This is a genomic window from Floridaenema fluviatile BLCC-F154 (assembly GCF_041929135.1).
Taxonomy (GTDB): domain Bacteria; phylum Cyanobacteriota; class Cyanobacteriia; order Cyanobacteriales; family Aerosakkonemataceae; genus Floridanema; species Floridanema fluviatile.
The window spans coordinates 111,246-135,366 of sequence record NZ_JBHFNS010000084.1 but is presented as its reverse complement, the minus strand read 5'-3'; the positions used below and the strand labels follow the sequence as shown (position 1 = coordinate 135,366).

The window sequence follows — 24,121 nt, the reverse complement described above, 5'->3', positions numbered from 1 at the left end:
GGGAAAGTTTTGAATTTTCCTCTCCTCTGCCCCCCTGCCCCTCTGCCCCTCTGCCCCCCTGCCCCCCTGCCCCTCTGCCCCTCTGCCCCCCTGCCCCCCTGCCCCTCTGCCCCTCTAAGAGTCGCTTTGTAAAATTGTCTTGGAAACAATGCGGGTTTTTTTGCGATCGGCTTCCGAAAGATCTTGTCCTTCTTGTAAGCGAGTGGCACTAGTTTGTAATACCGTTGCGGCGCTTTGATCTCCCATTTGTAAGGCAGTTTTTGCCGCAGTTTGTAACATTGTAGCTGCACCTGTGCGATCGCCTTGTTGTAATTTCGTTTCTGCTATTTGAGTTTGACGATACTTCGCTAAAGCTAAAATTGACTTTTGTACTTGCGGATTTAAATTAGGTTGATAATTCTGAACAAAATTACCCATTACTGGAAAAACTTCTGAAAGTAAACCTTCCTTACCTTGAACGGGATCGTCATAACGAATTTGTAAATTAGCCAAAGTTTGCTGACCTTCCGGCATTTGAGCAATATAAAGGTTAGCTAAAACTATCCGTTGTTGCGCTGTCATTAAATCTCCCAAACGCACCGAGAATTTATCACCCTCTGGTTGCACTGGTAATTCGATCGTATCAGGATAAACTTGAGCAATTGGTTTTAATTCCGCCAACCTAACTTTTGGCATTAAAGAAAATAGCAAATAAGCATTAGTTAAACCAACTGACTGCATCCGATTAAACAACCGACTAAAAGCATCAGACGCTTGTTCTGGTTGTTCAATATAAGACAAAGTACCGCCAGCAGCATCAGCAATTTTCTCTAAAACATCTTGGTTCCAATGCACCCCAAAACCCAAAGAATTCAGCGTTAATTTATAACTCGCTGCTAATTGCGCTAACTTTAAACATTTTTCATTACTACCATGCTCATTTTCCCCATCAGTTAATACAAAAGCTTGAGAAATAGCATCTTTTTTCCCCTTAGCCATTTCTTCAATTCCCAAGCGTAAGCCTTCATCGATCGCAGTGCCACCATCAGCTTTTAAGTGATTAATTTGCCGTTTAATTTTCTGGTGATCTTCAATTACTTGATTAGCAATTAATACTTTGGCACGGTGATCGAAAATGACAACAGAAAGACGATCGCCCGACTTTAACTTATCCACCAATTGTCCAGCCGCCTGTTTCACCGTTTCCAAAGGTCTACCACTCATTGAACCAGAATGATCCAAAATCAGACACAAATTCAGCGGCACATTCTCCACAAATTCCCCTGGAATCGCCGAAACAGAAATCTCCAATTGACGCTGACTCGTAGATTGAGTCGCATCCAGGTTACTATCATTTAACAAAGGTTGCAAACCAACTTTCATAATTTGTGCTCCCAAGGCAGAAAATCAGGATTATTTATTTACCTCACGGCAAACTCACGGGGTTACGCACCTAGAATTTTAGGATAATTCACCAAAGGTGTAGGGATCACTACACCAGTTATATTTCAGAGGTATCCCAGACCGCGTTACTATGAAAAATACACAATGCCATAAAATTAATTGGGCGGAACGCGCTTATGGAATCACCTATAAAGGCAGTACAAGCTCCATATTACGGAGATGCCTCTTTCCGAACACCACCTCCAGATTTGCCTTCCTTATTGTTGAAGGAAAGAATTGTTTATCTGGGAACTCCCCTCGTTTCCCCTGATGAATACAAGCGTCAAATTGGAATTGATGTCACTAAGCTAATTATTGCCCAGTTGCTCTATCTGAAATTTGATAATCCAGAGAAGCCGATTTTCTTCTACATCAACTCTACAGGTACATCTTGGTATACTGGGGACGCGATCGGCTACGAAACAGAAGCTTTCGCCATCTGCGACACCCTTAGCTACATCAATATCCCTGTCCACACCATTTGTATCGGTCAAGCAATGGGCACAGCTGCCATGATCCTATCCGCAGGAACTAAAGGCTGTCGAGCTAGTTTACCTCACGCCACAATTGTCCTCAATCAACCTCGCAGCGGGACAAGGGGACAAGCAACAGATATCCAAATCTACGCTCAAGAAGTCTTGGCAAACAAGGCAGCGATCCTAGATATTATGTCTAGAAATACCGGACAGTCACCGGAAAAAATTGCCAAAGACACCGAACGGATGTTGTACATGACACCCGCAGAAGCTAAAGAATATGGCTTGATCGATCGCGTCCTAGAAAGCAGGAAAGACCTCCCAGCGCAAATCCCCGCCCTAGTCTAAGGAACTGGAAATATTAATATGCCTGTTAATTCCGCACTTCGAGTTCCCTACAACATTCCTGGTAGTAGCTACTGGCAATGGGTTAATATTTACACTCGCTTGAGTCAAGAACGGATTCTATTTTTGAATCAGCCGCTAACAACTGATGTGGCTAATTCATTAATTACCGCCTTGTTATATCTGGACTCAGAAGAGCAGAACAAACCGATATATATTTATATCAATTCGCTCGGCGATCCAGTATTGGCAGGAATGACAAATGAAACTCTTGGGATGATGGCAATTACCGCTGGCTTGGCAGTTTATGATTCCATGCAGCACGTTAAATCAGAAATTGTCACCATTTGTCTAGGTCAAGCAGTGAGCATGGCGGCTTTGATTTTATCATCAGGAAGCAAAGGAAAACGCATTAGTTTGCCTCATGCTTCGATCGCTCTCACTCAGTTTCGCAGCCTAGCCCAAGGTCAAGCAACCGATCTGCAAATCAACGCTAAGCAAGTCTTGGACAAGAAAAACTTGATTTTGGAGATTTTTGCCCAAAATACCGGACAGTCAGTGGAGAAAATCGCTAAAGATAGCGAACGCATTCTTTACATGACACCCGAAGAAGCGAAAGAGTACGGACTGATCGATAAAGTCCTCACTACCAGCAAAGCCATACCCGCGAACGTTGCAGCCTTAACTTAAATTAAGTCTGTAGAACTCTTGCAATCTCATCAACATTCAACCCAAGCCCCCTGAATCACTATGCCTATCGGTATTCCCAAAGTCCCCTATCGTCTTCCCGGTGGTACCTACGAACAATGGATCGATCTCGAAGATCGTCTATTTCGGGAACGAATCATTTTCCTGACTCAAGAAGTAGATGACGGTATTGCCAATTCGATCGTCGCTTATATGCTCTACTTAGACTCCGAAGATCAGGGAAAACCTATTTATCTTTACATCAACTCTCCCGGCGGCTCGGTCACTGCTGGCATGGCAATTTACGACACCATGCAATACATTAAATCAGAAGTAGTCACCATTTGCGTTGGTTTAGCCGCCTCAATGGGCTCCTTCCTCTTAGGTGCAGGTACCAAAGGTAAACGCCTCGCCTTACCTCACTCCCGGATCATGATCCACCAACCTTCCGGCGGTACCAGAGGACAAGCAACTGACATTGACATCGAAGCCAGAGAAATTCTCCGCATTCGTCGTCAACTCAATGATATCTATGTCCAAATGACTGGTCAGCCTCTAGAAAAAATCGAAAAAGACATGGATCGCGACTTTTTCATGTCTGCTCAACAAGCAAAAGAATACGGTTTAATTGACAAAGTGATTGAACAACCTGCTGGTACTGAAGCCAAAATAGAAGCAGTTCGGTAACGATTAGTTAGGTGCGTTAACACAGCGTAACGCACCCTACTCACTAAGAAAGTTTATCAATCATCGCGATTAAATTGGAAAGATCGTAAGGTTTATTTAAATAATAGCGAATACCCAAAGAATCGGCTAATTCTTTGATGTCTGTGTAAGCTGTGAGCAGTATAACCGGAAATTTCATTCCCTGTTCACAGAGTTTTTCGTAAACCTTAGTTCCACTTAACTTAGGCATCCGATTATCTAATAAAATAATGTTTGGTTGTTCTTTTATGGCTTTTTCCAAAGCCTCTTGACCATCCTGTGCTTCTACAACTTCCCAGCCTTCGCTTTGGATGAAAAAAGCCAGTAGCATTCGATTATCATCATCATCATCAGCAATTAAGATTTTACCTTTTACTGGATTACTGATATTCATAATTTTTCCTTACTATTGGTATTCTTAGGACAAAAGAATGAGGCTGCGATCGAACCATTTTCAGTGCCGGAATTGGTACTATTGTAATTTCTCCTAATCTTAAACTTTTGATTTCCGAGATTTTTACTAATACCGATCCACCTGAACCTACGATTTCAAAAGCCCGTAAAAAATAGTGAAAAAGATTTTTGAAAAATTTTTGGTAATCTGCTTCTACCCAAATTTCCTCTTCAGTTTGAATGATTATTTCCAGTTCCCGAATTTTGGTTTCTGTCGCCAATAAATCAACTAGTTCCTGAACAGCATCACTTAAACAAATAGGTTGTATTTGTTCTGTTTCTGCAAATGTTGCTAAGTTACGCCAAAGTGTAGCTCGATGGCGAAATAACTGAATTAATTCTTCAGCTTGTAGAAGTAATTGTTTAGCATAATCAATTTTGTTTCCCGCTACGAAACGAGAGGTCATTTCTAACCGCAGACGTGCCGCAGAATGTGCTTGAATGATATCTTGATACAAGTTGTCTAATGGCTGAGCATCTTCTGGATTAGTTGTTACTACAGAGCGAATATCTGCTTCTAATCTTTTGAAAAGCATTTCCGCTTCAATACCGTGAGAGGCACAAATTAAAATATCTTTAAGTCTTTGTCCAACTTCCCGTTGTCGCACGGAAATACTTAATGCGCCAATTACTTGCTGTTTGTCATTTCGTAACGGAATTCCTTGACAAGTAAAAGGATGAAAGCCAACAATAAAATGTTCTGCACCAACAATTTCTACATAGCTATTTTCTGCTAAGGGAGTACCTAAACCATTTGTACCTCCTACTGCTTCTGAAAGCAAAGATCCAGGATCGGGAACTCTTTCCGGGCCGCTAACACTTTGTTCGTCTCCCAAAACATTTAGTACTATAGCATTTGACTCGCTCAGCATTACGGCATGGCGATCGGATTTTGCCGCTTGAGATAGTATTTTCATGTATGGATGAGCCGCACAAATCAGAGAATTGTGTTGTTCTAGTAAACGCTGCGTGTCTAATGGCGACAGTTTTTCTGCTTGCAAAGCTTGGGGATTTGCTCCTTGAATATGAGATCTTTCCCAAGCGCGATAAATTACATCGCGCAAACTATCAGCAGGAATTGCACCCTTAGCTAAATACTTCCTTCCGGCTTCTAATGCTTCCCTGGATTGAAAAAGTGTCATTGCCTGAAAACTAAAAAAATAATAGCTTACCAATCCTCAAAAAACTGTCTGTATTTATATTGTCAATCTCTCTCAAGCAAAAAAGCTCTTTTCTTCACGAATTTTTATAACCAGCCATAGTTATTTATGGTTATTATAGTAGCTTACCCAAACACCAGCCGATCTTTAGCCTCAGCATTTGCTATTATCGGCTTAAGTTCTATTCTAACTTCCATGAATCTGACAGATTGCTATAAGTTATTAGGATTAAATACGGGAGCTTCTAGAGAGGAAGTAAAAGCCTCCTATCGCCGCTTGGTAAGAAAGTATCATCCTGATGTCAATCCTAACGATCGACAAGCGAAGGAAAAGTTTATTGCAATTCAGGAAGCTTACGAATTCCTGATGGAAAATGTCAAGGAAGCGCCAGTTCCTCCAGAGCCAAAAACGCAGCAACAAAGTCAACAAAAAGTAGCGACACCCCCGAAAGTTAAAGTAAATAAAACGACTCATAAAGTAAAGACTATTGAAATTCAACCGCCACTTTCACCAGAAGAACAAAAGTTAAAGTGGCAATCTTATAATCAACTACAAGTTTTGTTGCGAGATCAGCGGTATCCTAGAGCGATCGCACTAGTAGAAGGATTAGCTCAACGTCTCCCGGAAGATATAGAAGTACGTCAATGGCAAGCAATTACTTATCAGCGCACAGGTCGGCATTTTATCGATCGTAAACAACTAGAAAAAGCCCGAATTTACCTGAAAAAAGCCCTAAAAATCGACCCCCACAACCGTTCATTATGGTTAGAAGTTGAAAGAGACTTCCGCCGCATCGAACAAATATATTAAAAACCATAGAAGCAGAGGAGAAGAAGGGATAGGAAGAAAATAATTTAACTACCTCTTCTTCCCAGTCCCCAATCCCCAATCCCCAATCCCCAGTCCCCTACTTCAACTAACTACCCAAAGATTTCAAGTAAGCATTAAGTTTAGCCGACAATTCATCAATAATCGGCTTAATTTTACTAGCTTGCTCCTGCGTAATTAACTTCCGATTCCAAGCCAATCGCAAAGCATGAATAGTCTCATATAAACAACCCCTAGCTTGTCGTACCAAATGTTGATTATCTTGCCGTTCTTGCACAGTTCCCGCCGCAATATTAGCCCCAATACAATCAGCAGAAATAATAACTTGTTTGCCTAAAGAATCCTGATTAAACTCATCCCAATCTTGCACCAATCGCCAAATTTCATTAGCCAACTTTTCCGATAATTGATAAACTGGCAATCTTTCAAATTCCGGTTTTTCCATATAACTTTTCTCCTTAACTACTAGAATTAATTGCTACATAAATAACATCATACTTAGCTACGATAGCTCAATTATATAATATAATATTTATTTTTCAGCTTTTCTCAGATGTAGAACATTTTCCCAGCTGTAGGACAGGTATCTTGCCTGTCAGTCAGAAATAATGGATAAGCTGTTACGCATTTAAATCACTTATTAACGAGTAGGGTGCGTCAGACGGTAAAGCCTGATATAGAAAGGAAAATATCTAAATCTGACGCACCCTACAATATAACTTTTAAATGCGTAACAGCTTAGTCAAGAATAATGGCAGACAAGATGCCTACCCTACGAGAGTCCTACGAGAGGATAATTTAAATGATGGAAGTTCCTAACTGTAATATGACTAACCCTAAAATTAAGGTCACAATTAAACTGTTTGCTGCCTATCAAGAAGCTTACGGCGTACCAGAATTAGTGCGGGAAATTCCCCCAGGAACTTCTGTGGGAAAAGTCTTAGAAAATATAATTACTGAACATCAAGAACTCGCTCAATGGCGGGAAATTACTCGTTTTGGTGTCAATCTTCAGTTTGTGGAACCAGATACAATTTTGCAAGACGGCGATGAAGTGGTATTCATTCCCCCTGTGAGTGGCGGATAAATTATCGGACTTACGCAGAACTGGGTTTTTTGGGCTATGGTGCATAAGTCCTACATGATTATTGATCTTTATCCTAAATGCTTTACCCAACAAAGGGCTAGAGCTATTTTTAGGAAAAACTTTGAGATTTATCTTGAGAAGTACGGAATCTGAGGATATAATAACTTTGTGAAAAAAAAATATTCAGAGTTCTAAATCGCCAGCAAAATTTTAGAACTCAAACATCTTTTCATCAAGTTATCAATAAGGAGAAAAAACAAATGCCGAGTAATACCGATGCCTTGGTATTGAATTTGCCTATTATCGTTCTACCAACTGGTGGATACTTATCAACCCCACCGTTAGATCTTCATGCAACTGACTTTACAATTGCCACAAAAGTTAATCTTAATTCTACAGCAAATCGAAATATCATTCTTGGCAACTGGAGCAACAACCAGAATGCGTGGCAATTACTTTTTGCGATTAACGGTGGTGGTGCTCCGGCAATCACTCTCCGCAAAGATTTACCAACCAACGGTTCTCAACCAAACCAGGATTTATTGGGATTAGTGGGAACATTAAAAGTGACTGCTGGGCAGTTTAATCATGTAGCAGTTACCTTTAGTTGGGGTAAGAATTATATGACACCAACAGCTACCCTTTATGTTAACGGAAAAGTAGCGGGTACCGTTTCGCCTACGATATCTCCTGATGAGCCAGGAGTGCAAAATCCCTACACGCTAAAACGTAGTTCTAATGCTTATCTGATTGGACGCAAGGAAGATAGCAATGGTGCAAGCGACGGAGTATTTGCCGGACAGTTTTCTGATTTTCGCATATACACTGCTGCGTTGACTGATGCCGAAATCGGTACTTTGCTGTAAAAAACCAGGCAATTTTGCTTAACCCAGATCCCCGACTTCTTGAAGAAGTCGGGGATCTGTCTAGGGATGCCCAAAGCATACCCGACAAAAAAGGTCGGGTATGTTTGACGTGCTCTTGCGGGCGTGATAGCATTCCAGAAAGTTGACAGTTCGACAGATTTTCAGAGCGAGAGAGAGCAAGATCATGACTCAGGCAATTACAACCCAAAACCAAGAAAAGATAACCGCTGTTAAAGGTTTGAAGTGTAAAGAGTGTGGTGCTGAATACGAAGCCAAGGCGATTCACGTTTGCGAATTCTGTTTTGGCCCGTTGGAAGTAGCTTATGATTACGATGCTCTCCGTCGCTCTGTGACTCGCGAAAGTATTCAAGCTGGCCCAAATTCGATTTGGCGTTATCGGGCACTTTTGCCAGTGGAAACTGATAACCCCATTGATGTGGGAACTGGAATGACTCCTTTGGTGCGTGCGAATCGTTTGGCTCGTCGCCTGGGTTTGAAAAAGCTTTATATTAAAAACGATGCTGTCAATATGCCTACCCTCAGCTTCAAAGATAGGGTGGTATCGGTGGCTTTGACTCGCGCTCGTGAGTTGGGTTTTACTACGGTTTCTTGTGCTAGCACTGGTAATTTGGCTAATTCTACCGCTGCGATCGCAGCCCACGCCGGACTCGACTGCTGCGTATTCATCCCCGCTGACTTGGAAGCCGGAAAAGTCCTGGGTACGCTGATTTATGGCCCTACCGTGATGGCAGTGCAAGGAAATTACGACCAAGTAAACCGTCTCTGCTGTGAAGTAGCTAATACACAAGGTTGGGGATTTGTCAATATCAATTTACGTCCCTACTACTCCGAAGGTTCCAAAACTTTGGGTTACGAAGTTGCGGAACAACTTGGCTGGGAATTACCAGATCATATAGTTGCACCTTTGGCTTCTGGTTCTTTGTTCACCAAGATTTACAAAGGTTTCCAAGAATTTATTAATCTCGGCTTAGTTGCGGATAAGAGCGTTAGATTCAGCGGCGCACAAGCAGATGGTTGTTCGCCTATCGCTCAAGCTTTCCGGGAAGAACGGGATTTTGTGCAACCAGTAAAACCGAGTACAATTGCCAAATCGATCGCAATTGGCAACCCAGCAGACGGCATTTACGCCTTAGAAGTCGCTCGGAAAACAAACGGTAACATCGAATCAGTCAACGATGCCGAAATTGTGGAAGGCATGAAGCTACTGGCAGAAACCGAAGGTATCTTCACCGAAACTGCTGGCGGAACCACAATTGCCGTCCTGAAAAAATTAGTCGAAGCTGGTAAAATTGACCCGGAAGAAACCACAGTAGTTTACATTACCGGAAACGGTTTGAAAACTCAGGAAGCAGTTCAAGGTTACATCGGCGAACCTTTAACAATTGAACCAAAATTAGACAGTTTCGAGCGAGCTTTGGAACGTTCTCGCACCTTAGAACGCCTCGACTGGCAACAAGTACTTGTATAAGTATTAACGCAAGTTGGCAGTTAGATTTTGTCAGGTGCGTCAGAAGTTTAAGATTTGTGTGCCTCGCATAAATTTGTCTTGTCTGACGCACCCTACAGATTACTCAACAAGTACTTGTATAAGTATTAGCTTTTTGCAGTTTGCGATCGTGCTAATAGATAATGGGTAATCGGTGCCAAGAAACACCAATTACCCATTAATAATCATCAATGACCAATTACCGAATTAACTATGTCCGTTAAAGTTTTAGTTCCCACTCCCCTGCAAAAGTTTACCAACGACCAAGCAACTTTAGAATGCAGTGCTAACAGTATCGCCGAATTAATTGATTCCTTAGACCAAAGTTGTCCCGGAATTAAAGCACGTTTATGCGATGAACAAGGAGAAGTTCGCCGCTTTCTAAACCTCTACGTCAACAGCGAAGACATCAGATTTTTAGAAGGAAAAGCCACACCCTTAAAAGATGGCGACGAAGTAAGCATCGTTCCCGCTGTAGCTGGCGGTTGAGTTCTTCGAGCAGGGGAGCAGGGGAGTAGGCGGGAAAAAATTCTGTAGGGGCGGGTTTAGTAGATAATCTTTGTACTGCACAAACAATCTCTGGGCAAAACCCGCCCCTACAAACTCAAAACTCTCTCCAGGGCGGGTTTTGTTGTTAATTATTCGGCTGTGTGGCAAGAATTTTCTGCTAAACCCGCCCCTACAACTTAAAACTTTCCCAGTCCCCAGTCCCCAGTCCCCAGTCCCTTTCTTGCAGATTATTCGATATTGTAAACATAAGTGTCTTGCCTCTTAGCTGGTGAGATTTCTTAGCTAAGTCTAGAATTACCAATTTAAATTAAAGGTTGAACTGAGTTATGGCAGAAGAAACCAATCATAATGAAGCGGGAGAAGTAGCACCGAGTACTGAGGAAAAGCAAGCGCCTACTGTTTCCGAAGAAAACGCTCCCAGCACTAACTCACCAGTAGCAACAGATATTCCTAGTGCTAATGCACCAGATCCTAACGCAGCTAATCCCGAAACAAATCCCAATGCAGCCACCGAGAAAAAAGCTGCCAAAAAACCCCCCGCTGGGAAAAAGGAAAAACCTCCCGCAGTTGAAGATAAACCTTTTGCCGAGTTTATTCCCCAAGATTATTTTCCGGCATTAACAGCTGGGTTAGCTAAACAAGGCGTTGCGGATTTAGAGCTAACCTTAGAAAAGCAAAAAATTCCTGTTATCGGCTATGCAGCACAGCCAGAATGCTGGCAAGTTATTGGTAGCTGGGGTAATGGTAAACGGCAATTCCGAGTCTACTTTTTGGCAGAAAATATTCAAGGACAAAAAGGTTTTTCATACTCGGAAAATGGCGGTAAACCTAGCACTCTTGAGCCTTTCTTGATTGATGAAAGAAAAGTAACTTTAGATTTGCTGGTGTTTGGCGTTGTGCAACGTTTAAATGCCCAAAAGTGGCTAGTTAGAAATTAGTTTTAAATCAGGGAAAGAGGGACTGGGGACTGGGGACTGGGGACTGGGGACTGGGGGAGTTTTGAGTTTTGAGTTAATGAAGTTCCCCTGCCCCTCTGCCCCCTTGCCCCCCTGCTCCTTCAGAGTTCTACAAAATCGTAAACTACAACACCAGTAATGGGGTCGTTGTCAATTCTTACATAACCAGCTTTGACTAATTGCATTAATGCGCCTTCTATTTCCGAAAAACTCATACCTGTATCCATAACTGCTTGAGTAACTGAGAGTTTGCCACCTCTAGCAGCTGCGGTTTTGACTAGTTTAATCATTAGTTGGTCGCGGTTTAACGGGATAGTTTGGGAAACTGCTGGTTGATTTAATGGAATGCCATTGGGTGCATAACCAAATTTGCCACGGAATTTTAAGTTATGCTCTTCTACCATTCCGGGAATCAGGAATAAATCAATAAATTGCCCAATTCCAAATAAGCCAAATGTACAAAGCCAGATGAAGCCTGTAAACATTTTACGGTTATAGATGCGGTGTAAGCCGTGTAGTTGTAGCAAGCAAGCTAACCAAAGTAGGTAGCTTGTGCCAATATTATTACCAACGTTACTGTTAACACTATTCATTGGTGAATTAGTTAATTTGCGATCGTGCATTTTTTTATGATAGTTATTCTGTTATTGAGTGTTCCATATCCCTGGGGTAGCGATTATTTGTAACAAAGCTTAATGCGATCGCTCATCTAATCCAGCCAATACCTTGGTAGACTAAAACCCATAGTTGATAAAGCGTCGCATCTGTGGCATCGATCGATCTTAGTGAGATCAAAATTACCTATGGTAGATTCCCTCAAGAAACCCAGTTTTGAAGAATTACGGCCAGGAATTAAAGTTCCGGCAAAAGAAACCATCCTCACGCCGCGGTTTTATACCACCGACTTTGACGAAATGGCGCGGATGGACATCTCACCCAACGAAGACGAACTGCAAGCGATTTTAGAAGAGTTCCGTACTGACTATAATCGCCATCACTTTGTCCGGGATGCAGAATTTGAACAATCCTGGGACCACATCGACGGGGAAACTCGCAGGTTGTTCGTTGAGTTCCTAGAACGTTCCTGTACTGCTGAATTCTCTGGATTCCTACTTTACAAGGAACTAGGAAGACGCTTAAAAGATAAAAGTCCGGTTTTGGCAGAATGCTTTAACCTAATGTCACGGGATGAGGCGCGTCACGCAGGATTCCTCAACAAAGCGTTATCTGACTTTAACCTGTCTCTAGACTTAGGATTCCTAACCAAGAGCCGGAAATACACCTTCTTTAAACCAAAATTCATTTTCTACGCTACCTACCTTTCGGAAAAGATTGGTTACTGGCGCTATATCACCATTTACCGTCACTTAGAAGCACATCCCGAAGACCGAGTTTATCCGATTTTCCGTTTCTTTGAAAACTGGTGTCAGGATGAAAATCGTCACGGCGACTTCTTTGATGCAGTAATGAGAGCACAACCGGAGACTTTGAACGACTGGAAAGCCAAACTCTGGTGTCGGTTCTTCCTGCTGTCGGTGTTTGCTACCATGTATCTCAATGATATCCAACGGGCTGATTTCTATGCGGCAATTGGTTTAAATGCACGGGATTATGATATCTACGTGATTGAAAAAACCAACGAAACTGCTGGAAGAGTCTTCCCCGTAATGTTGGATGTTAATAATCCAGAATTTTATGAGCGTTTGGATGTTTGTATCCAAAATAATGCCAAACTGACTGAAATTGTTAACTCTAAACAGCCCAAATTCCTGCAATTGTTACGGAAATTGCCTCTTTACATTTCTAACGGTTGGCAATTCTTACGGCTGTATTTGATGAAACCAATTGATGTCATGTCTTTACAAGGAACAGTTAAGTAATTGTTCATTAGTTGCTCCTTGATGATGACGGTTCTGCTACTAGCGGAACCGTTTTTTTTACCAAAATACAGTAATCTATTTATTTGGTAGCGGGTAATAGGTAGTTGGGAATGGGAATTTGGTAATCAGAGTAGATGTGGTATAATTCCTATCCAAAATCTTTATCTAATTTTTTAAATTACCCCTACCAACTAATTACTTACCTCCTAAAATTTTTACAAAATAAACGTTAGTCTACAACTTTTCTCCCCTGCTTGAAAGACAGGGGTTTCTAAACTCCCGTGAGGTTTTTGATGAAATTAAACTACTGGTTTGTATTAATTAGCGGTTGCTTAACTCTGGTAACGACACCTGCTTGGGCACAAACTCCAGAAACTCCTCAAACTGAGGAAACTCCGCCAACCCAAGAAACTCCTCAAACTGAGGAAACTCCGCCAACTCCTGAATCAGCAACGCCTAACTCGTCAGCGAGAGATTTAGATTTAAGTCCAGAAATTATCGAAAATAGTCCGGTGTTGCGGCGTTGGATGCGAAAAGTTCCTAATGTTTTGGAGAGTATTAAAAATGATCCTAGTTTTCGGACAAGGTTGCGGTTAGGATATTCTCAGTTTACTGCGGACGATCGCTCATCAGGCATTAAAGTAGGAATAGAAGATATATTTTTAGGCAAAACTGGATTAACTTTAAGTGGCGAGTATAGCACTTCCTTTGATGGTGATTACTCTCTCTATGGTGGAGATTTACGTTACTATATTTTGCCTTTGGGTGGTTACATTAATGTTGCACCCGTAATTGGTTATCGACACATAGATACTGATAAATATGATACTAGCGGTTTAAATGTTGGTGCAAGATTATTGTTTGTCTTTTCGCGCACTGGTGGAGGCGATATTTCTTTAACTCAAAGTTGGGTGTCTCCTGGTACTAGCGAAGAAGTTGGTTTGACTACTATTTCTGTAGGCTATGCTTTAACGGAAAATATTCGCTTATCTACAGATATCCAAAAACAAAATGCTAGACAAAGAAAGGATACTCGATTAGCAGTTGTTTTGGAGTGGATGCTTTAGTTAGTTTTCTGTTCCCTTTCTTGAGCAAGATGTTTTGCTTTAGATCGATCGCTAACTTACTTTGATATCATGAGTAAAAGTGTAATTATCGCCTAATTCCGGGAGAAAAATATGATAACTGCCAAACTTTCTCCTACGCTAACTATTCCGCCTTTAGAAAACGGGGATAAACTAACCCGTGTTGAATTTGAACGGCGCTATTCTGCTATGCCTAATGTGAAAAAAGCAGAACTAATTGAAGGAGTGGTTTATATGGCATCTCCCTTACGAATTACAAATCATGGCGAACCTCATGCTGACATTATAGGATGGTTAAGTTTCTACAAAGCATTTACCCCCAATCTACAATTAGGGGATAATTGTACTGTTAGGCTGGATTTGGATAACGAACCTCAACCTGATGCACTGCTGCGAATTCAAGTAGGCGGACAATCTACTGTTAGTCAGGATGGTTATGTGGAAGGTGCTCCAGAATTAATCGTCGAAATTGCTGCTAGCAGTGTTTCTCTTGATTTGCACCAAAAACTCAATGTTTATCGCCGCAATCAAGTACAGGAATATTTAGTTTGGCGTGTTGAGGATGGGGAATTTGATTGGTTTAGCTTACAACAAGAGCAATATATTAAACTTGAACCGTTAGAAAATGGGATAATTTATTCTCAGGTTTTCCCCGGATTATGGTTAGATAGAGCAGCTTTATTAACAGGGAATTTAGCCAAAGTTTTAACAGTAGTACAACAAGGTTTGGCAAGTCAAGAACATGAAGTTTTTGTCAAACGGTTGAGTCAAAGTTAAGTAAATATAAACTGAATCCCGAAATAAAATAATAAATAAAGGGCTACACTAATTAGTTTTAGTTGCAACCCTTGTTAAAACAAGTTATGAGTTTTGATGCGGATGAAAGGACTTGAACCTTCACTTCTTGCGAAACCAGAACCTAAATCTGGCGCGTCTGCCAATTCCGCCACATCCGCTTGAATCTGTATATTAACATATTCAGACAATAAATCAGTATAGCAGATTTTTTGTTTTTTTGGGAGCGATCGCCATCTCCCCAATTTCACCCAAAAGATGTAGCCAAGTACTCTCTCCAGACTGATAAGCGGCAAACCTAAATAGCCTACTGCCTTTATCTCATAAGTTCTATGTCGATTATGAGAAGTAAAGTTTACAAAAATTTAATAACCTGAAACTAGTTGACTTTTGATGCTACGAGGAACAGAACGTAATGAAGACTAACTATCTTACTCAGTTAACGAGAAAACTAGCTGTCGTTACTGGCATTGTCGGAGTTAGTGCCTTCGTCAGTGTTCCAGCAATGGCACAAGTTAATACTAACGAAATGGAGATGAACGATCGCACAAACACATCTCCAGGGATGAGTGTCGATCGAAATGCTACTCCTTATGTTCAACCTGGTGCTGCTCCTACCAATTTACTAGAAATGGCAGCCACGCGCAATTCCTTTGATACTTTGGTACAAGCTGCCAGAGAAGCGGGATTAGCGAATGATTTAGCTTATCAAGGGCCTTACACAATTTTAGCTCCTACCGATCGAGCTTTTGCCGCCCTACCGCAAGGTGCAGTAGAACTGTTATTGCAACCAGAAAATCGCGATCTTTTGCGGCAAGTTCTCAGCTACCATATTATTCGTGGCAGAGTTTCTGCTAATGAATTTAACACTGGGCCTGTAGAAACTTTAGGTGGTGGAATTGCCGTGCGAGTTACACCAAATAATCGAATTGTTGTCAATGATGGTAGTGTGATTCTACCAAACATTGAAGCCAGCAACGGTATAATTCACGGCATTAATACAGTATTGCTGCCGCAATCATTGCAAGACACTATTGCGTCTCGATTAGCAAATAGATAATTGAAGTGAGTTTTGGTGGGAAGTGCGATCGCTCCGATTAGTATTAATTGTGGTTAGTATTAGTTGGGGCGATCGTACATTAGCAAAACCCCAAACCACCGCAATTAAATTTAAGGTATAGAAATATAACTTAAAATTTTCTCGTATAGAAGAAGACTGTTTTTTGATTACACATATTATATGATAAAAATAGAAATAAATAAATTTAAAAACCCGAAAAGAAACCAACTTTAATTGGGTTCAAGATAATGAAAACCATCATCCCAACTACCCTAGTAGTTTTAGCCTCTACCAGTATTGTCCTCGCTAATTCCGTACAAGCTCAGTCTCCAACAATACCCAACCAACAAACAGAAAATGTCACCTTATCAGGAGACTCTTTAGAAGGAATTGAAAATCGCACCGTAGAAGGCGACTATCGCCAATTCTTCGGCTCAAATGCTGCCGCTAGTACAATTAATGAAAGCTATGAAATGACCAAAAAAGGCAGTCGCAACCTTTTACAAGTAGGGAGAGATGCAGAATTACAAATTAATCGCCAAACTCCCCAACCAATTAACGCCGTACCTTTCCGAGAAAATGAGCGAAATGACACTAACAGAGTCGAACTAAAACTCGACTTAGCCGAATAAAAGAGACTGGGAAAAATTTTATTTGTAGGGGCGGGTTTAGCAGAAAATTCTGTCATCACAACCAAAGAATTACAACAAAACCCGCCCTTAATCTAGGGATTCACAACCAAAGAATTACAACAAAACCCGCCATTGCTAAACCAGACCTCAACAACGGATTTTCTTGATTTCCTGTTACCCGACGAGGGGGTTTAACGCTAAAATCAGGTTCAACCCAAAGACTGCGACTTAACCCAGTTGGCGGCGATGTCGATTAGTTTTACAGCTAGCTGAAATGGTGCGTTACGTTATCATTAAGGCACCCTACAGGTTTTCTGATTTTTGTTCCCAGGTTGGGGGGCGGGTTTTGTTTGAAATTCTTTGGTTGGGATGAGAGAATTTTTGGCTAAACCCGCCCCTACGATTCAAATTTTGGGTTTGGTTTTGTTTTTTTAAGGTTAGGCTTGGACTTTTACGCCTTTCCAAAATCCTATGTATCCTTGAATTTTTTTGGCGGCATCTTTTGTTTGGGGGTAGTACCAAGCGGCATCTTTGTTTTGTTGTCCGTCTACTTCAATGGTGTAGTAACTGGCGACTCCTTTCCAAGAACAGGTAGTGTGTGTGCTACTTTCTTTAAAGTATTCTTTGTTGATGGTGTCGGGGGGGAAGTAGTGGTTTCCTTCTACTACCTCGGTGCGATCGCTCTCTGCTAAAATAGCACCATTCCAAACTGCTTTCGCCATCTGTGATTTTCCCTTGCTAATTTGCCAGTACAATTATTTAGGATAAACTAATCGCTGATAAAATTTCATCACTGTCTGGCGATGGATCTAAAATATTCTTATCATCAGCGCACTACTCTTTAAATCATGTCCCAGTTTCCCACCCTGGAAAAGGCACTCAAACACTATTTTGGTTACGATAGCTTTCGCCCCGGACAAAAGCAAATTGTCCAACAAGCTTTACAAAATCAAGATTCCTTAATTGTCATGCCAACTGGCGGGGGGAAATCTCTTTGCTTTCAACTGCCAGCCATGTTAAAAAAGGGTGTAACAGTGGTGGTATCGCCGCTGATTTCTCTGATGCAAGACCAAGTGGAGGCATTACGAAATAACGGAATTTCCGCGACTTTCCTTAATAGTAGTTTGAATGGTTGGCAAGTGCGTCATCGAGAGGAAAGTATTCGCAATGGGCATACTAAATTACTTTATGTTGCCCCAGAAAGGTTATTAAGTGAAAAGTTTTTACCATTTTTAGATTTAGTCCACCATCAAGTAGGAATTGCAGGTTTTGCTATTGATGAAGCGCACTGTGTTTCTGAGTGGGGACATGATTTTCGTCCTGAATATCGGCAGTTAAAGTTATTGCGTAAACGTTATCCAGATTTGCCAGTTATGGCATTAACTGCTACTGCTACCGAAAGAGTTCGTCAAGATATTATTCAACAGTTACATTTACAAGATCCTTTTATTCATATTGCTAGTTTTAATCGGCATAATCTTTATTACGAAGTTCGTCCGAAAGCTAAAAGCAGTTACACAGAATTACTATTACAAATTCGTCAAGCTAAAGGGGCAGTAATTGTTTATTGCCTTAGTCGGAAAAGTGTTGATGATTTAACTCTTAGATTGCAAAGAGATGGCATTAATGTGTTGCCTTATCATGCGGGTTTAAGTGATGAAGAACGCAGCACTAATCAAACTCGGTTTATTCGAGATGATGTGCAAGTAATCGTTGCTACCATTGCTTTTGGCATGGGTATTAATAAACCGGATGTGCGGTTAGTAGTTCATTATGATTTGCCGAGAAACATCGAGAGTTACTATCAAGAAGCAGGTAGGGCGGGAAGAGATGGGGAACCTGCTCATTGTACCATTTATTTTAGTTATGGTGATATCAAAAAAATTGAATGGGCGATCGACCAAAAAAGCGACGAACAAGAACAAATGATCGCCCGTCAGCAGTTACGGCGAATGATTGATTATGCGGAAGGAACGGACTGTCGGCGGACAATTCAGTTAAGTTATTTTGGGGAATATTTTGCGGGGAATTGTGGGAAATGCGATAATTGCGCTAATCCTAAACCTGTGGAAGATTGGTCTATTGAAGCGATGAAGTTTCTTTCTTGTGTCGCTAGATGTAAAGAAAGGTTTGGGATGAATCATATTATTGATGTATTGCGAGGTTCTAAGGGTCAGAAAGTTTTACAAAATAAGCATAATGAACTTTCTACTTATGGTATTGGTAAGGATAAAACGGCTGATGATTGGAAGTTTTTGGGTCGATCGCTAATTCACCAAGGTATATTAGAACAAAGCACCGATGGTTATGCTATTCTGAAACTTAATCCCTTAAGTTGGGAAGTTATGCGGCGACAACGGCAAGTTTTTCTAGCAATTCCTACCCAAAAGAAAGAAACTCAAGAAGAGAAGAATCTGAAAAAAGCTGGGATGGAAGTATTGTATGAAAGATTGCGTTCTCTGCGGAAAAAACTTGCTGACGATCAAGGTGTTCCCCCTTACGTAATTTTTCATGATTCTACTTTGAAATTAATGGCGCAAGTGCAACCCCAAACTTTATTAGCATTCGGAGAACTGTCGGGAGTTGGTAGCAGTAAACTCTCTCAATATGGATCGATATTTCTGAAGGAAATTCGCGCTTATCGCCAAGAACAAGGTTTACCGATAATCACTGATGACGGGAGAATTGAAAAACCTGCACCTTCCACAACTCAGATGGTTAGTTTACAGTTATTTCAACAAGGTTTGACGGTGGAAGAAATTGCCCAACAACGTAATCTTAAATCTTCGACTATTTTCGGGCATTTAGCAGAATTGTGGGAAATGGGGGAAGAGGTAGATATTGATAAATTAGTTCCTCCAGAACGGCAAAAAACTATTTTGCAAGCAATGGAAGAAATTGGTGTTGTGGAAATGTTAAAACCAATTTATGAATATCTTGACGCAGAATTTAGCTATGGAGAAATTCGTATAGTTCGATCGGTGTGGAAAAAACATCATAATAGTAAATAAAGAGGGCGCAACTTCTGAAAATTGCATCTCACCCTCTTCAAGTAGGAGAACAAGCTTTATGGTAAAGCTTTAGCTTTGGCAAACTTAATTTACGTTTATTGTGCTTTTAGCTTGATTCAATTTAACAAATGACACTACTCTGGGCAAAGTAACGCAGATGACAGTGTTTACTAAAGTCAGTAACAGACAATCTGTTAATGTCATATTGATTGCCCCCTTGATAAAATTATCTACAGTATTATTTTTAACTTGAAAATCTGGAGAATGGTTAAAAACCGAATTTTAAATTACTTGTGAATGATATAAGCTAAGCTAAACAGTAGCTTGATTGTGCATGAATTATCAGTAATTCCGATAGACAAAAGTGATTCTGTCTACAGATTATCGCTAAAATAACCTAGCTAGGGGTTATGTTGAAAGCGGAAGTGGTTAAAGAAATGGCTATGAAAAACCCTGTTAGTTCTTACAGAATGTCCGATCGGGAACGAGAAAAGCTGAAACTCGTTGTAGATTACTCTTTTGCTCAATCTTTGCCGGAAATTTGGTCGATCGCATCCCAAAAATTCGCCAATGCGATCGCCTTACACGATCCGCACAGTAAACCAGAGATTGTCCTAACCTATCCTCAACTTTACCAACAAATCCAACAATTCGCAGCTGGATTGCAAGCCAATGGCATTTTACCAACAACCACCAACGATAACAGCGAAGATCCGATCCGCGTCGCCTTAATTTCCGACAATAGCCCCAGGTGGATGATTGCTGACCAAGGTATTATGATGGCAGGGGCAGCGGATGTAGTTCGCTCCTCGGCTGCGGAAATAGAAGAATTACTTTACATTATTGAGCATAGCGGTAGTACAGCTTTAGTTGTAGAAGATGTCAAGACGCTGAAAAAATTAGGCGATCGTCTTTTGAATTTTCCCCTGCAACTGATAGTTTTACTCACAGATGAACAACTGGAAACTTTCGGAGAAATCAAGGTTCTCAACTTTTCGCAAGTAATGGCAGCTGGAACATCCCAAGAATTAAAACCAGCTAATCAAAATTACAATACCCTCGCCACTTTACTTTACACCTCTGGAACTACTGGAAAACCCAAAGGCGTAAGATTAACTCACGGAAATTTACTGCATCAAATTACCACCTTGGGCGCAATTATTCAACCTCATGTTGGAGATATTGCCCTTTCTATTCTTCCCACTTGGCACACTTTTGGACGGACTGCGGAATATTTTGTTCTGTCTCAAGGTTGCCACCAAATTTATACTAGCATTCGCCATATTAAACAAGACTTCAAAGACTTTAAACCGCAATATATGATCGGTGTTCCCCGACTTTTAGAATCAGTTTATGAAGGAGTGCAAAAGAAATTCCGGGAACAACCAGCGAATAAGCAAAAGTTAGTTAATAACTTGTTGGAATTTAGTCAACGCCATATTCAAGGAAAGCGAAATTGGCAAGGTTTAGTGTTAAAACCTCACCCCCCTGCATTCCCGGAAAGGTTATTAGGAGGACTGCAAGCAATTATTTACTGGCCCTTGCATTTTTTAGGGGAAAAGCTAGTATATAAAACAGTCAGAGAAGCTACTGGTGGAAGAATGAAATATTTTATCAGTGGTGGTGGTTCGCTGGCGATGCACTTAGAAAACTTTTATCAAATTGTCGGGTTGGAAATATTGGTGGGATATGGTTTAACGGAAACTTCCCCTGTGACTCACGCCCGTCGTTATTGGCATAATATCAGAGGTTCTGCGGGACAAGGCATTCCTGGTACGGAGGCGAAAATAGTCGATCCAGAAACTCGCCAAGCTTTACCTGTGGGTCAAACTGGGATTGTGTTGCTCCGGGGGCCGCAGATTATGCAAGGATATTATAAAAACCCGGAAGCTACGCAAAAAGCGATCGATTCCGAAGGTTGGTTCGATAGCGGTGACTTAGGATGGTTAACCGAAAATAACGATTTGGTGCTTACCGGAAGACAAAAAGATACAATAGTCCTCACCAACGGGGAAAATATTGAACCCCAACCAATTGAAGATGCTTGTTTGCGTAGTCCTTACATCGATCAGATGATGTTAGTGGGACAGGATCGGCGATCGCTAGGTGCTTTAATTGTGCCAAACACAGAAGCCCTCAAACAATGGGCAACTTCGCAAAACTTCCAATTAGTGCTACCGAATGAAACTTTCTCCGCTACCCAAGAACAAATCAAACTCGATAGTAAAATTGTTCAGGAATTATTCCGTAAAGAATTGACTCGTGAAGTGCAGAACCGTCCAGGTTTCCGTCCTGACGATCGCATTGGCCCTTTCAGATTGATCGAAGAACCGTTTTCGATCGAAAATGGAATGCTGACTCAAACTTTGAAAGTTCGCCGACCTGTCGTTATGGAACGCTATCGCGATATGATCGACGGGATGTTCTAAAAAATCAGTGAGAAGTTCCCCTGCAATTGTAGATTAAATCTCAGTATCAGGCAAAATAAAGGTGAAGTAGAAAATAACCTATTTCACTCTTTCACCTTGAGGAAATATAATTGCATATTGTAGGTAAAAATGCAAATTAAAACTTTAAATATATTTGCATTTTTCCGGCAACTTTGACTGATGAAACATCGCTCCTTAACCAGAACAAAAGATAAACTTAGTCATGGATACTCCGAAAAATCAACTTCTACTAAAGCGCCCAGTTAACATTAAGGCAATTGTGACTCCTCGTTGGAAGGAAGAAGCACAACAACAACTGCAAGGACAGCTGAATCAAATCGATCAGCAATTGCAACAGTTAGAAGTTCAAGGACAAAGGGCAATCACTGAACTGCAAAAGCAAAGTGTGCAGCCCCCAGGTCCCCAAGTAATCCAGCAAATTGACAACATTCAAAGTCAAGTAAATCAAAGAAAAAGTGAATTACTAGAACAGAAAAATCAATCCCTACAACAACTCCAACAAGTGCAATTGTTGGAACTCAATCAAGAGGTGAGTCAAGGCACAATTGAAAGCATTTTCACTGTGGAATTGGGAGACAACTTATTGGATAAATGGCAAGTAGAAATCCTGCTACGAGATGGAGTAGTAGAAGAAATTCGGGGTGATATTTAGCATTAAAAGTCATTAGTCATTGGTCATTAGTCATTCGTTAAAAATAATGACAAATGACAAATGCCAACTGACAAATGGCAAAATTCAATTAGTAATTAGCAAGTAAGAATTAGCAATGATTCATGAAGTTTTCATGCCCGCCCTCAGTTCGACAATGACTGAAGGCAAAATTGTTTCCTGGGTAAAATCTGCCGGAGACAAGATTGAAAAAGGCGAAACAGTGGTGGTGGTGGAATCCGATAAGGCGGATATGGATGTAGAATCCTTCTATGAAGGATATTTAGCCATCATTATTGTTGAGGCGGGTGGAGTTGCGCCTGTGGGTGCGGCGATCGCCCTAGTCGCAGAAACCGAAGCGGAAATCGAAACCGCCAAACAACAAGCAGCAGGTAAAACCACTCAAGCAGCTGCGCCAACTCCCGCACCTGCAAAGCAACCTGAACCTGTAGCTGTAGCCGCAGCAACTTCCAATGGCGCAGGACGTGGTAGCGACAGAATCGTAGTTTCCCCCCGTGCCCGGAAACTAGCCAAAGAACTGAAAGTAGACTTAAATAGTCTCCAAGGTAGCGGCCCTCACGGTCGGATTGTCGCCGAAGACGTAGAAGCAGCTGCCGGAAAAACGCCCGCCCCAGCTGTATCTGCTGCACCCACCGTTCCCACCTTTGTCCCCGCAACAGTTCCACCCGCTGCGAAAGCTGCACCCGCACCTGCACCCATTCCCGCAGTTCCCGGTCAAGTGGTAGGCTTTAGCACGCTGCAAAATGCTGTTGTGCGGAACATGGTAGCTAGTTTATCAGTGCCGATTTTCCATGTTGGTTACACGATTACTACCGATAAATTGGACAAACTGTATAAACAAATTAAGTCCAAAGGTGTAACAATGACGGCATTGTTAGCTAAAGCAGTGGCAGTAACTTTGCAAAAACACCCATTGCTTTATGCGAGTTATACTGAGCAAGGAATTCAGTATAATTCGGCAATTAATGTGGCGGTTGCCGTGGCAATGGATGATGGTGGTTTGATTACGCCTGTGTTGCAAAATGCTGACAAATTAGATATTTATTCCTTGTCGCGGAGTTGGAAAGATTTGGTCGATCGCTCTCGCAGTAAACAACTCCAACCCCAAGAATATAACTCTGGAACTTTCACTCTTTCCAACTTGGGAATGTTTGGTGTCGATCGCTTTGATGCGATTTTACCACCAGGACAAGGGGCGATTTTAGCGATCGGTGCCGCCCGTCCCCAAGTAGTCGCAACCGCTGACGGAATGATGGGAGTCAAACAGCAAATGCAGGTAAATATTACCGCCGATCACCGCATTATTTACGGTGCTCATGCTGCCGCCTTCTTACAAGATTTGGCGAAATTAATCGAAAATGACCCCCAATCTTTAACCCTGTAAAAGCTGGAAAATTCCCCCTATTTTTGGGGGAATTCGATTTTGAATTTTACTTTCTATAAGACTTAGAAAATGCTGAATTAGATCGCACTATTAGAAGTAGAAGAAACAGAACGATCGCACCCACCAACTAGTTTTGAAAGAAATCTCTTAAT

At 41.4% G+C, this 24,121-nt stretch carries 24 protein-coding genes and 1 tRNA gene; 18 read left to right on the top strand and 7 right to left on the bottom strand.

All coding sequences use genetic code 11. The annotated features are described in order from the left end of the window. Nucleotides 1-114: 114 nt before the first annotated feature. Nucleotides 115-1,362, bottom strand: a complete 1,248-nt coding sequence (locus ACE1B6_RS23235; RefSeq protein WP_413259648.1) for a vWA domain-containing protein — start codon at nucleotides 1,360-1,362, stop codon at nucleotides 115-117. Nucleotides 1,363-1,559: 197 nt separating this feature from the next. On the opposite strand from ACE1B6_RS23235, the gene ACE1B6_RS23230 reads away from it, so the two are divergent. The 3 genes from ACE1B6_RS23230 to ACE1B6_RS23220 are packed head-to-tail and all read left to right on the top strand — an operon-like array spanning nucleotide 1,560 to nucleotide 3,617. Beyond that, entirely contained in the window at nucleotides 1,560-2,246 is a 687-nt protein-coding gene (locus ACE1B6_RS23230) for an ATP-dependent Clp protease proteolytic subunit (RefSeq protein WP_413259647.1), read from the top strand. 18 nt (nucleotides 2,247-2,264) lie between these two features. Further along, nucleotides 2,265-2,933 (top strand): ATP-dependent Clp protease proteolytic subunit, encoded by a 669-nt coding sequence (locus ACE1B6_RS23225; RefSeq protein WP_413259646.1) that lies wholly within the window; start codon nucleotides 2,265-2,267, stop codon nucleotides 2,931-2,933. Nucleotides 2,934-2,993: 60 nt separating this feature from the next. Then, a complete protein-coding gene (locus ACE1B6_RS23220; protein ID WP_413259645.1) occupies nucleotides 2,994-3,617 on the top strand; it encodes an ATP-dependent Clp protease proteolytic subunit in 624 nt (207 codons plus the stop codon). A 43-nt stretch (nucleotides 3,618-3,660) separates the two neighbouring features. Here the strand turns inward: ACE1B6_RS23220 and ACE1B6_RS23215 are convergent, their stop codons facing one another. Both ACE1B6_RS23215 and ACE1B6_RS23210 read right to left on the bottom strand, forming a co-directional pair. Further along, nucleotides 3,661-4,029, bottom strand: coding sequence for a response regulator (locus ACE1B6_RS23215; protein ID WP_413259644.1), 369 nt, complete (start codon nucleotides 4,027-4,029; stop codon nucleotides 3,661-3,663). Then, a complete protein-coding gene (locus ACE1B6_RS23210) occupies nucleotides 4,016-5,230 on the bottom strand; it encodes a sigma-54-dependent transcriptional regulator family protein (protein ID WP_413259643.1) in 1,215 nt (404 codons plus the stop codon). Before ACE1B6_RS23210 ends, ACE1B6_RS23215 begins: the two co-directional genes overlap by 14 nt. 213 nt (nucleotides 5,231-5,443) lie before the next feature. On the opposite strand from ACE1B6_RS23210, the gene ACE1B6_RS23205 reads away from it, so the two are divergent. Continuing rightward, complete coding sequence (locus ACE1B6_RS23205) at nucleotides 5,444-6,058, top strand: J domain-containing protein (RefSeq protein WP_413259698.1); 615 nt, start codon at nucleotides 5,444-5,446, stop codon at nucleotides 6,056-6,058. Between the two features lie 106 nt (nucleotides 6,059-6,164). Here the strand turns inward: ACE1B6_RS23205 and ACE1B6_RS23200 are convergent, their stop codons facing one another. Continuing rightward, nucleotides 6,165-6,521 (bottom strand): four helix bundle protein, encoded by a 357-nt coding sequence (locus ACE1B6_RS23200; protein WP_413259642.1) that lies wholly within the window; start codon nucleotides 6,519-6,521, stop codon nucleotides 6,165-6,167. Nucleotides 6,522-6,902: 381 nt separating this feature from the next. On the opposite strand from ACE1B6_RS23200, the gene ACE1B6_RS23195 reads away from it, so the two are divergent. The 5 genes from ACE1B6_RS23195 to ACE1B6_RS23175 all read left to right on the top strand — a co-directional run bounded on the left by ACE1B6_RS23195 (nucleotide 6,903) and on the right by ACE1B6_RS23175 (nucleotide 10,984). Continuing rightward, complete coding sequence (locus tag ACE1B6_RS23195; RefSeq protein ID WP_413259641.1) at nucleotides 6,903-7,163, top strand: MoaD/ThiS family protein; 261 nt, start codon at nucleotides 6,903-6,905, stop codon at nucleotides 7,161-7,163. 260 nt (nucleotides 7,164-7,423) lie between these two features. After that, nucleotides 7,424-8,029 carry a LamG domain-containing protein gene (locus ACE1B6_RS23190; RefSeq protein WP_413259640.1) on the top strand — a complete coding sequence of 202 codons (606 nt, stop codon included), beginning with the start codon at nucleotides 7,424-7,426 and terminating at the stop codon, nucleotides 8,027-8,029. Between the two features lie 184 nt (nucleotides 8,030-8,213). Beyond that, entirely contained in the window at nucleotides 8,214-9,518 is a 1,305-nt protein-coding gene (gene thrC / locus ACE1B6_RS23185; RefSeq protein WP_413259639.1) for a threonine synthase, read from the top strand. Nucleotides 9,519-9,749: 231 nt separating this feature from the next. Further along, on the top strand, nucleotides 9,750-10,025 hold the full coding sequence (locus ACE1B6_RS23180; RefSeq protein ID WP_413259638.1) for a MoaD/ThiS family protein: 276 nt from the start codon (nucleotides 9,750-9,752) through the stop codon (nucleotides 10,023-10,025). A 347-nt stretch (nucleotides 10,026-10,372) separates the two neighbouring features. Continuing rightward, complete coding sequence (locus ACE1B6_RS23175) at nucleotides 10,373-10,984, top strand: DUF2996 domain-containing protein (protein WP_413259637.1); 612 nt, start codon at nucleotides 10,373-10,375, stop codon at nucleotides 10,982-10,984. Nucleotides 10,985-11,103: 119 nt separating this feature from the next. Here ACE1B6_RS23175 and ACE1B6_RS23170 read toward each other — a convergent pair whose 3' ends face one another. Continuing rightward, nucleotides 11,104-11,595, bottom strand: coding sequence for an NINE protein (locus ACE1B6_RS23170; RefSeq protein WP_413259636.1), 492 nt, complete (start codon nucleotides 11,593-11,595; stop codon nucleotides 11,104-11,106). 210 nt (nucleotides 11,596-11,805) lie between these two features. On the opposite strand from ACE1B6_RS23170, the gene acsF reads away from it, so the two are divergent. The 3 genes from acsF (at nucleotide 11,806) to ACE1B6_RS23155 (ending at nucleotide 14,744) form a co-directional block, all read left to right on the top strand. After that, entirely contained in the window at nucleotides 11,806-12,882 is a 1,077-nt protein-coding gene (gene acsF / locus ACE1B6_RS23165) for a magnesium-protoporphyrin IX monomethyl ester (oxidative) cyclase (RefSeq protein ID WP_413259635.1), read from the top strand. Between the two features lie 293 nt (nucleotides 12,883-13,175). Next, nucleotides 13,176-13,949: an SPOR domain-containing protein gene (locus tag ACE1B6_RS23160; protein WP_413259634.1), complete on the top strand. Its 774-nt coding sequence runs from the start codon at nucleotides 13,176-13,178 to the stop codon at nucleotides 13,947-13,949. A gap of 111 nt (nucleotides 13,950-14,060) precedes the next feature. Further along, nucleotides 14,061-14,744 (top strand): Uma2 family endonuclease, encoded by a 684-nt coding sequence (locus ACE1B6_RS23155; protein WP_413259633.1) that lies wholly within the window; start codon nucleotides 14,061-14,063, stop codon nucleotides 14,742-14,744. A 97-nt stretch (nucleotides 14,745-14,841) separates the two neighbouring features. On the opposite strand, the gene ACE1B6_RS23150 is transcribed toward ACE1B6_RS23155, so the two are convergent. Beyond that, nucleotides 14,842-14,923, bottom strand: a tRNA-Leu gene (locus tag ACE1B6_RS23150). Nucleotides 14,924-15,177: 254 nt separating this feature from the next. On the opposite strand from ACE1B6_RS23150, the gene ACE1B6_RS23145 reads away from it, so the two are divergent. Then, nucleotides 15,178-15,822: a fasciclin domain-containing protein gene (locus ACE1B6_RS23145; RefSeq protein ID WP_413259632.1), complete on the top strand. Its 645-nt coding sequence runs from the start codon at nucleotides 15,178-15,180 to the stop codon at nucleotides 15,820-15,822. 248 nt (nucleotides 15,823-16,070) lie between these two features. Beyond that, on the top strand, nucleotides 16,071-16,454 hold the full coding sequence (locus ACE1B6_RS23140; RefSeq protein WP_413259631.1) for a hypothetical protein: 384 nt from the start codon (nucleotides 16,071-16,073) through the stop codon (nucleotides 16,452-16,454). A gap of 437 nt (nucleotides 16,455-16,891) precedes the next feature. Here ACE1B6_RS23140 and ACE1B6_RS23135 read toward each other — a convergent pair whose 3' ends face one another. Next, nucleotides 16,892-17,176, bottom strand: a complete 285-nt coding sequence (locus ACE1B6_RS23135; RefSeq protein WP_413259630.1) for a DUF427 domain-containing protein — start codon at nucleotides 17,174-17,176, stop codon at nucleotides 16,892-16,894. A gap of 126 nt (nucleotides 17,177-17,302) precedes the next feature. Between ACE1B6_RS23135 and recQ the strand changes: the two genes are divergently transcribed. From recQ to ACE1B6_RS23115, 4 genes are all read left to right on the top strand, one after another. Beyond that, nucleotides 17,303-19,465, top strand: coding sequence for a DNA helicase RecQ (gene recQ, locus ACE1B6_RS23130; protein ID WP_413259629.1), 2,163 nt, complete (start codon nucleotides 17,303-17,305; stop codon nucleotides 19,463-19,465). A gap of 410 nt (nucleotides 19,466-19,875) precedes the next feature. Continuing rightward, a complete protein-coding gene (locus tag ACE1B6_RS23125) occupies nucleotides 19,876-21,894 on the top strand; it encodes an AMP-dependent synthetase/ligase (protein WP_459563085.1) in 2,019 nt (672 codons plus the stop codon). A 223-nt stretch (nucleotides 21,895-22,117) separates the two neighbouring features. Then, nucleotides 22,118-22,567: a YlqD family protein gene (locus tag ACE1B6_RS23120; protein ID WP_073596152.1), complete on the top strand. Its 450-nt coding sequence runs from the start codon at nucleotides 22,118-22,120 to the stop codon at nucleotides 22,565-22,567. A gap of 115 nt (nucleotides 22,568-22,682) precedes the next feature. Then, nucleotides 22,683-23,969: a dihydrolipoamide acetyltransferase family protein gene (locus ACE1B6_RS23115; RefSeq protein ID WP_413259628.1), complete on the top strand. Its 1,287-nt coding sequence runs from the start codon at nucleotides 22,683-22,685 to the stop codon at nucleotides 23,967-23,969. Nucleotides 23,970-24,121: the final 152 nt, after the last annotated feature.

Coding starts and splice junctions, on each gene's coding strand:
- ACE1B6_RS23115 (WP_413259628.1), top strand. CDS start 22,683: ATGATTCATGAAGTTTTCATGCCCGCCCTCAGTTCGACAATGACTGAA.
- ACE1B6_RS23230 (WP_413259647.1), top strand. CDS start 1,560: ATGGAATCACCTATAAAGGCAGTACAAGCTCCATATTACGGAGATGCC.
- ACE1B6_RS23205 (WP_413259698.1), top strand. CDS start 5,444: ATGAATCTGACAGATTGCTATAAGTTATTAGGATTAAATACGGGAGCT.
- ACE1B6_RS23195 (WP_413259641.1), top strand. CDS start 6,903: ATGACTAACCCTAAAATTAAGGTCACAATTAAACTGTTTGCTGCCTAT.
- ACE1B6_RS23160 (WP_413259634.1), top strand. CDS start 13,176: ATGAAATTAAACTACTGGTTTGTATTAATTAGCGGTTGCTTAACTCTG.
- ACE1B6_RS23120 (WP_073596152.1), top strand. CDS start 22,118: ATGGATACTCCGAAAAATCAACTTCTACTAAAGCGCCCAGTTAACATT.
- ACE1B6_RS23155 (WP_413259633.1), top strand. CDS start 14,061: ATGATAACTGCCAAACTTTCTCCTACGCTAACTATTCCGCCTTTAGAA.
- recQ (WP_413259629.1), top strand. CDS start 17,303: ATGTCCCAGTTTCCCACCCTGGAAAAGGCACTCAAACACTATTTTGGT.
- ACE1B6_RS23225 (WP_413259646.1), top strand. CDS start 2,265: ATGCCTGTTAATTCCGCACTTCGAGTTCCCTACAACATTCCTGGTAGT.
- ACE1B6_RS23140 (WP_413259631.1), top strand. CDS start 16,071: ATGAAAACCATCATCCCAACTACCCTAGTAGTTTTAGCCTCTACCAGT.
- ACE1B6_RS23200 (WP_413259642.1), bottom strand. CDS start 6,521: ATGGAAAAACCGGAATTTGAAAGATTGCCAGTTTATCAATTATCGGAA.
- ACE1B6_RS23175 (WP_413259637.1), top strand. CDS start 10,373: ATGGCAGAAGAAACCAATCATAATGAAGCGGGAGAAGTAGCACCGAGT.
- ACE1B6_RS23170 (WP_413259636.1), bottom strand. CDS start 11,595: ATGAATAGTGTTAACAGTAACGTTGGTAATAATATTGGCACAAGCTAC.
- ACE1B6_RS23215 (WP_413259644.1), bottom strand. CDS start 4,029: ATGAATATCAGTAATCCAGTAAAAGGTAAAATCTTAATTGCTGATGAT.
- thrC (WP_413259639.1), top strand. CDS start 8,214: ATGACTCAGGCAATTACAACCCAAAACCAAGAAAAGATAACCGCTGTT.
- ACE1B6_RS23210 (WP_413259643.1), bottom strand. CDS start 5,230: ATGACACTTTTTCAATCCAGGGAAGCATTAGAAGCCGGAAGGAAGTAT.
- ACE1B6_RS23220 (WP_413259645.1), top strand. CDS start 2,994: ATGCCTATCGGTATTCCCAAAGTCCCCTATCGTCTTCCCGGTGGTACC.
- ACE1B6_RS23235 (WP_413259648.1), bottom strand. CDS start 1,362: ATGAAAGTTGGTTTGCAACCTTTGTTAAATGATAGTAACCTGGATGCG.
- ACE1B6_RS23145 (WP_413259632.1), top strand. CDS start 15,178: ATGAAGACTAACTATCTTACTCAGTTAACGAGAAAACTAGCTGTCGTT.
- ACE1B6_RS23190 (WP_413259640.1), top strand. CDS start 7,424: ATGCCGAGTAATACCGATGCCTTGGTATTGAATTTGCCTATTATCGTT.
- ACE1B6_RS23135 (WP_413259630.1), bottom strand. CDS start 17,176: ATGGCGAAAGCAGTTTGGAATGGTGCTATTTTAGCAGAGAGCGATCGC.
- acsF (WP_413259635.1), top strand. CDS start 11,806: ATGGTAGATTCCCTCAAGAAACCCAGTTTTGAAGAATTACGGCCAGGA.
- ACE1B6_RS23125 (WP_459563085.1), top strand. CDS start 19,876: ATGTTGAAAGCGGAAGTGGTTAAAGAAATGGCTATGAAAAACCCTGTT.
- ACE1B6_RS23180 (WP_413259638.1), top strand. CDS start 9,750: ATGTCCGTTAAAGTTTTAGTTCCCACTCCCCTGCAAAAGTTTACCAAC.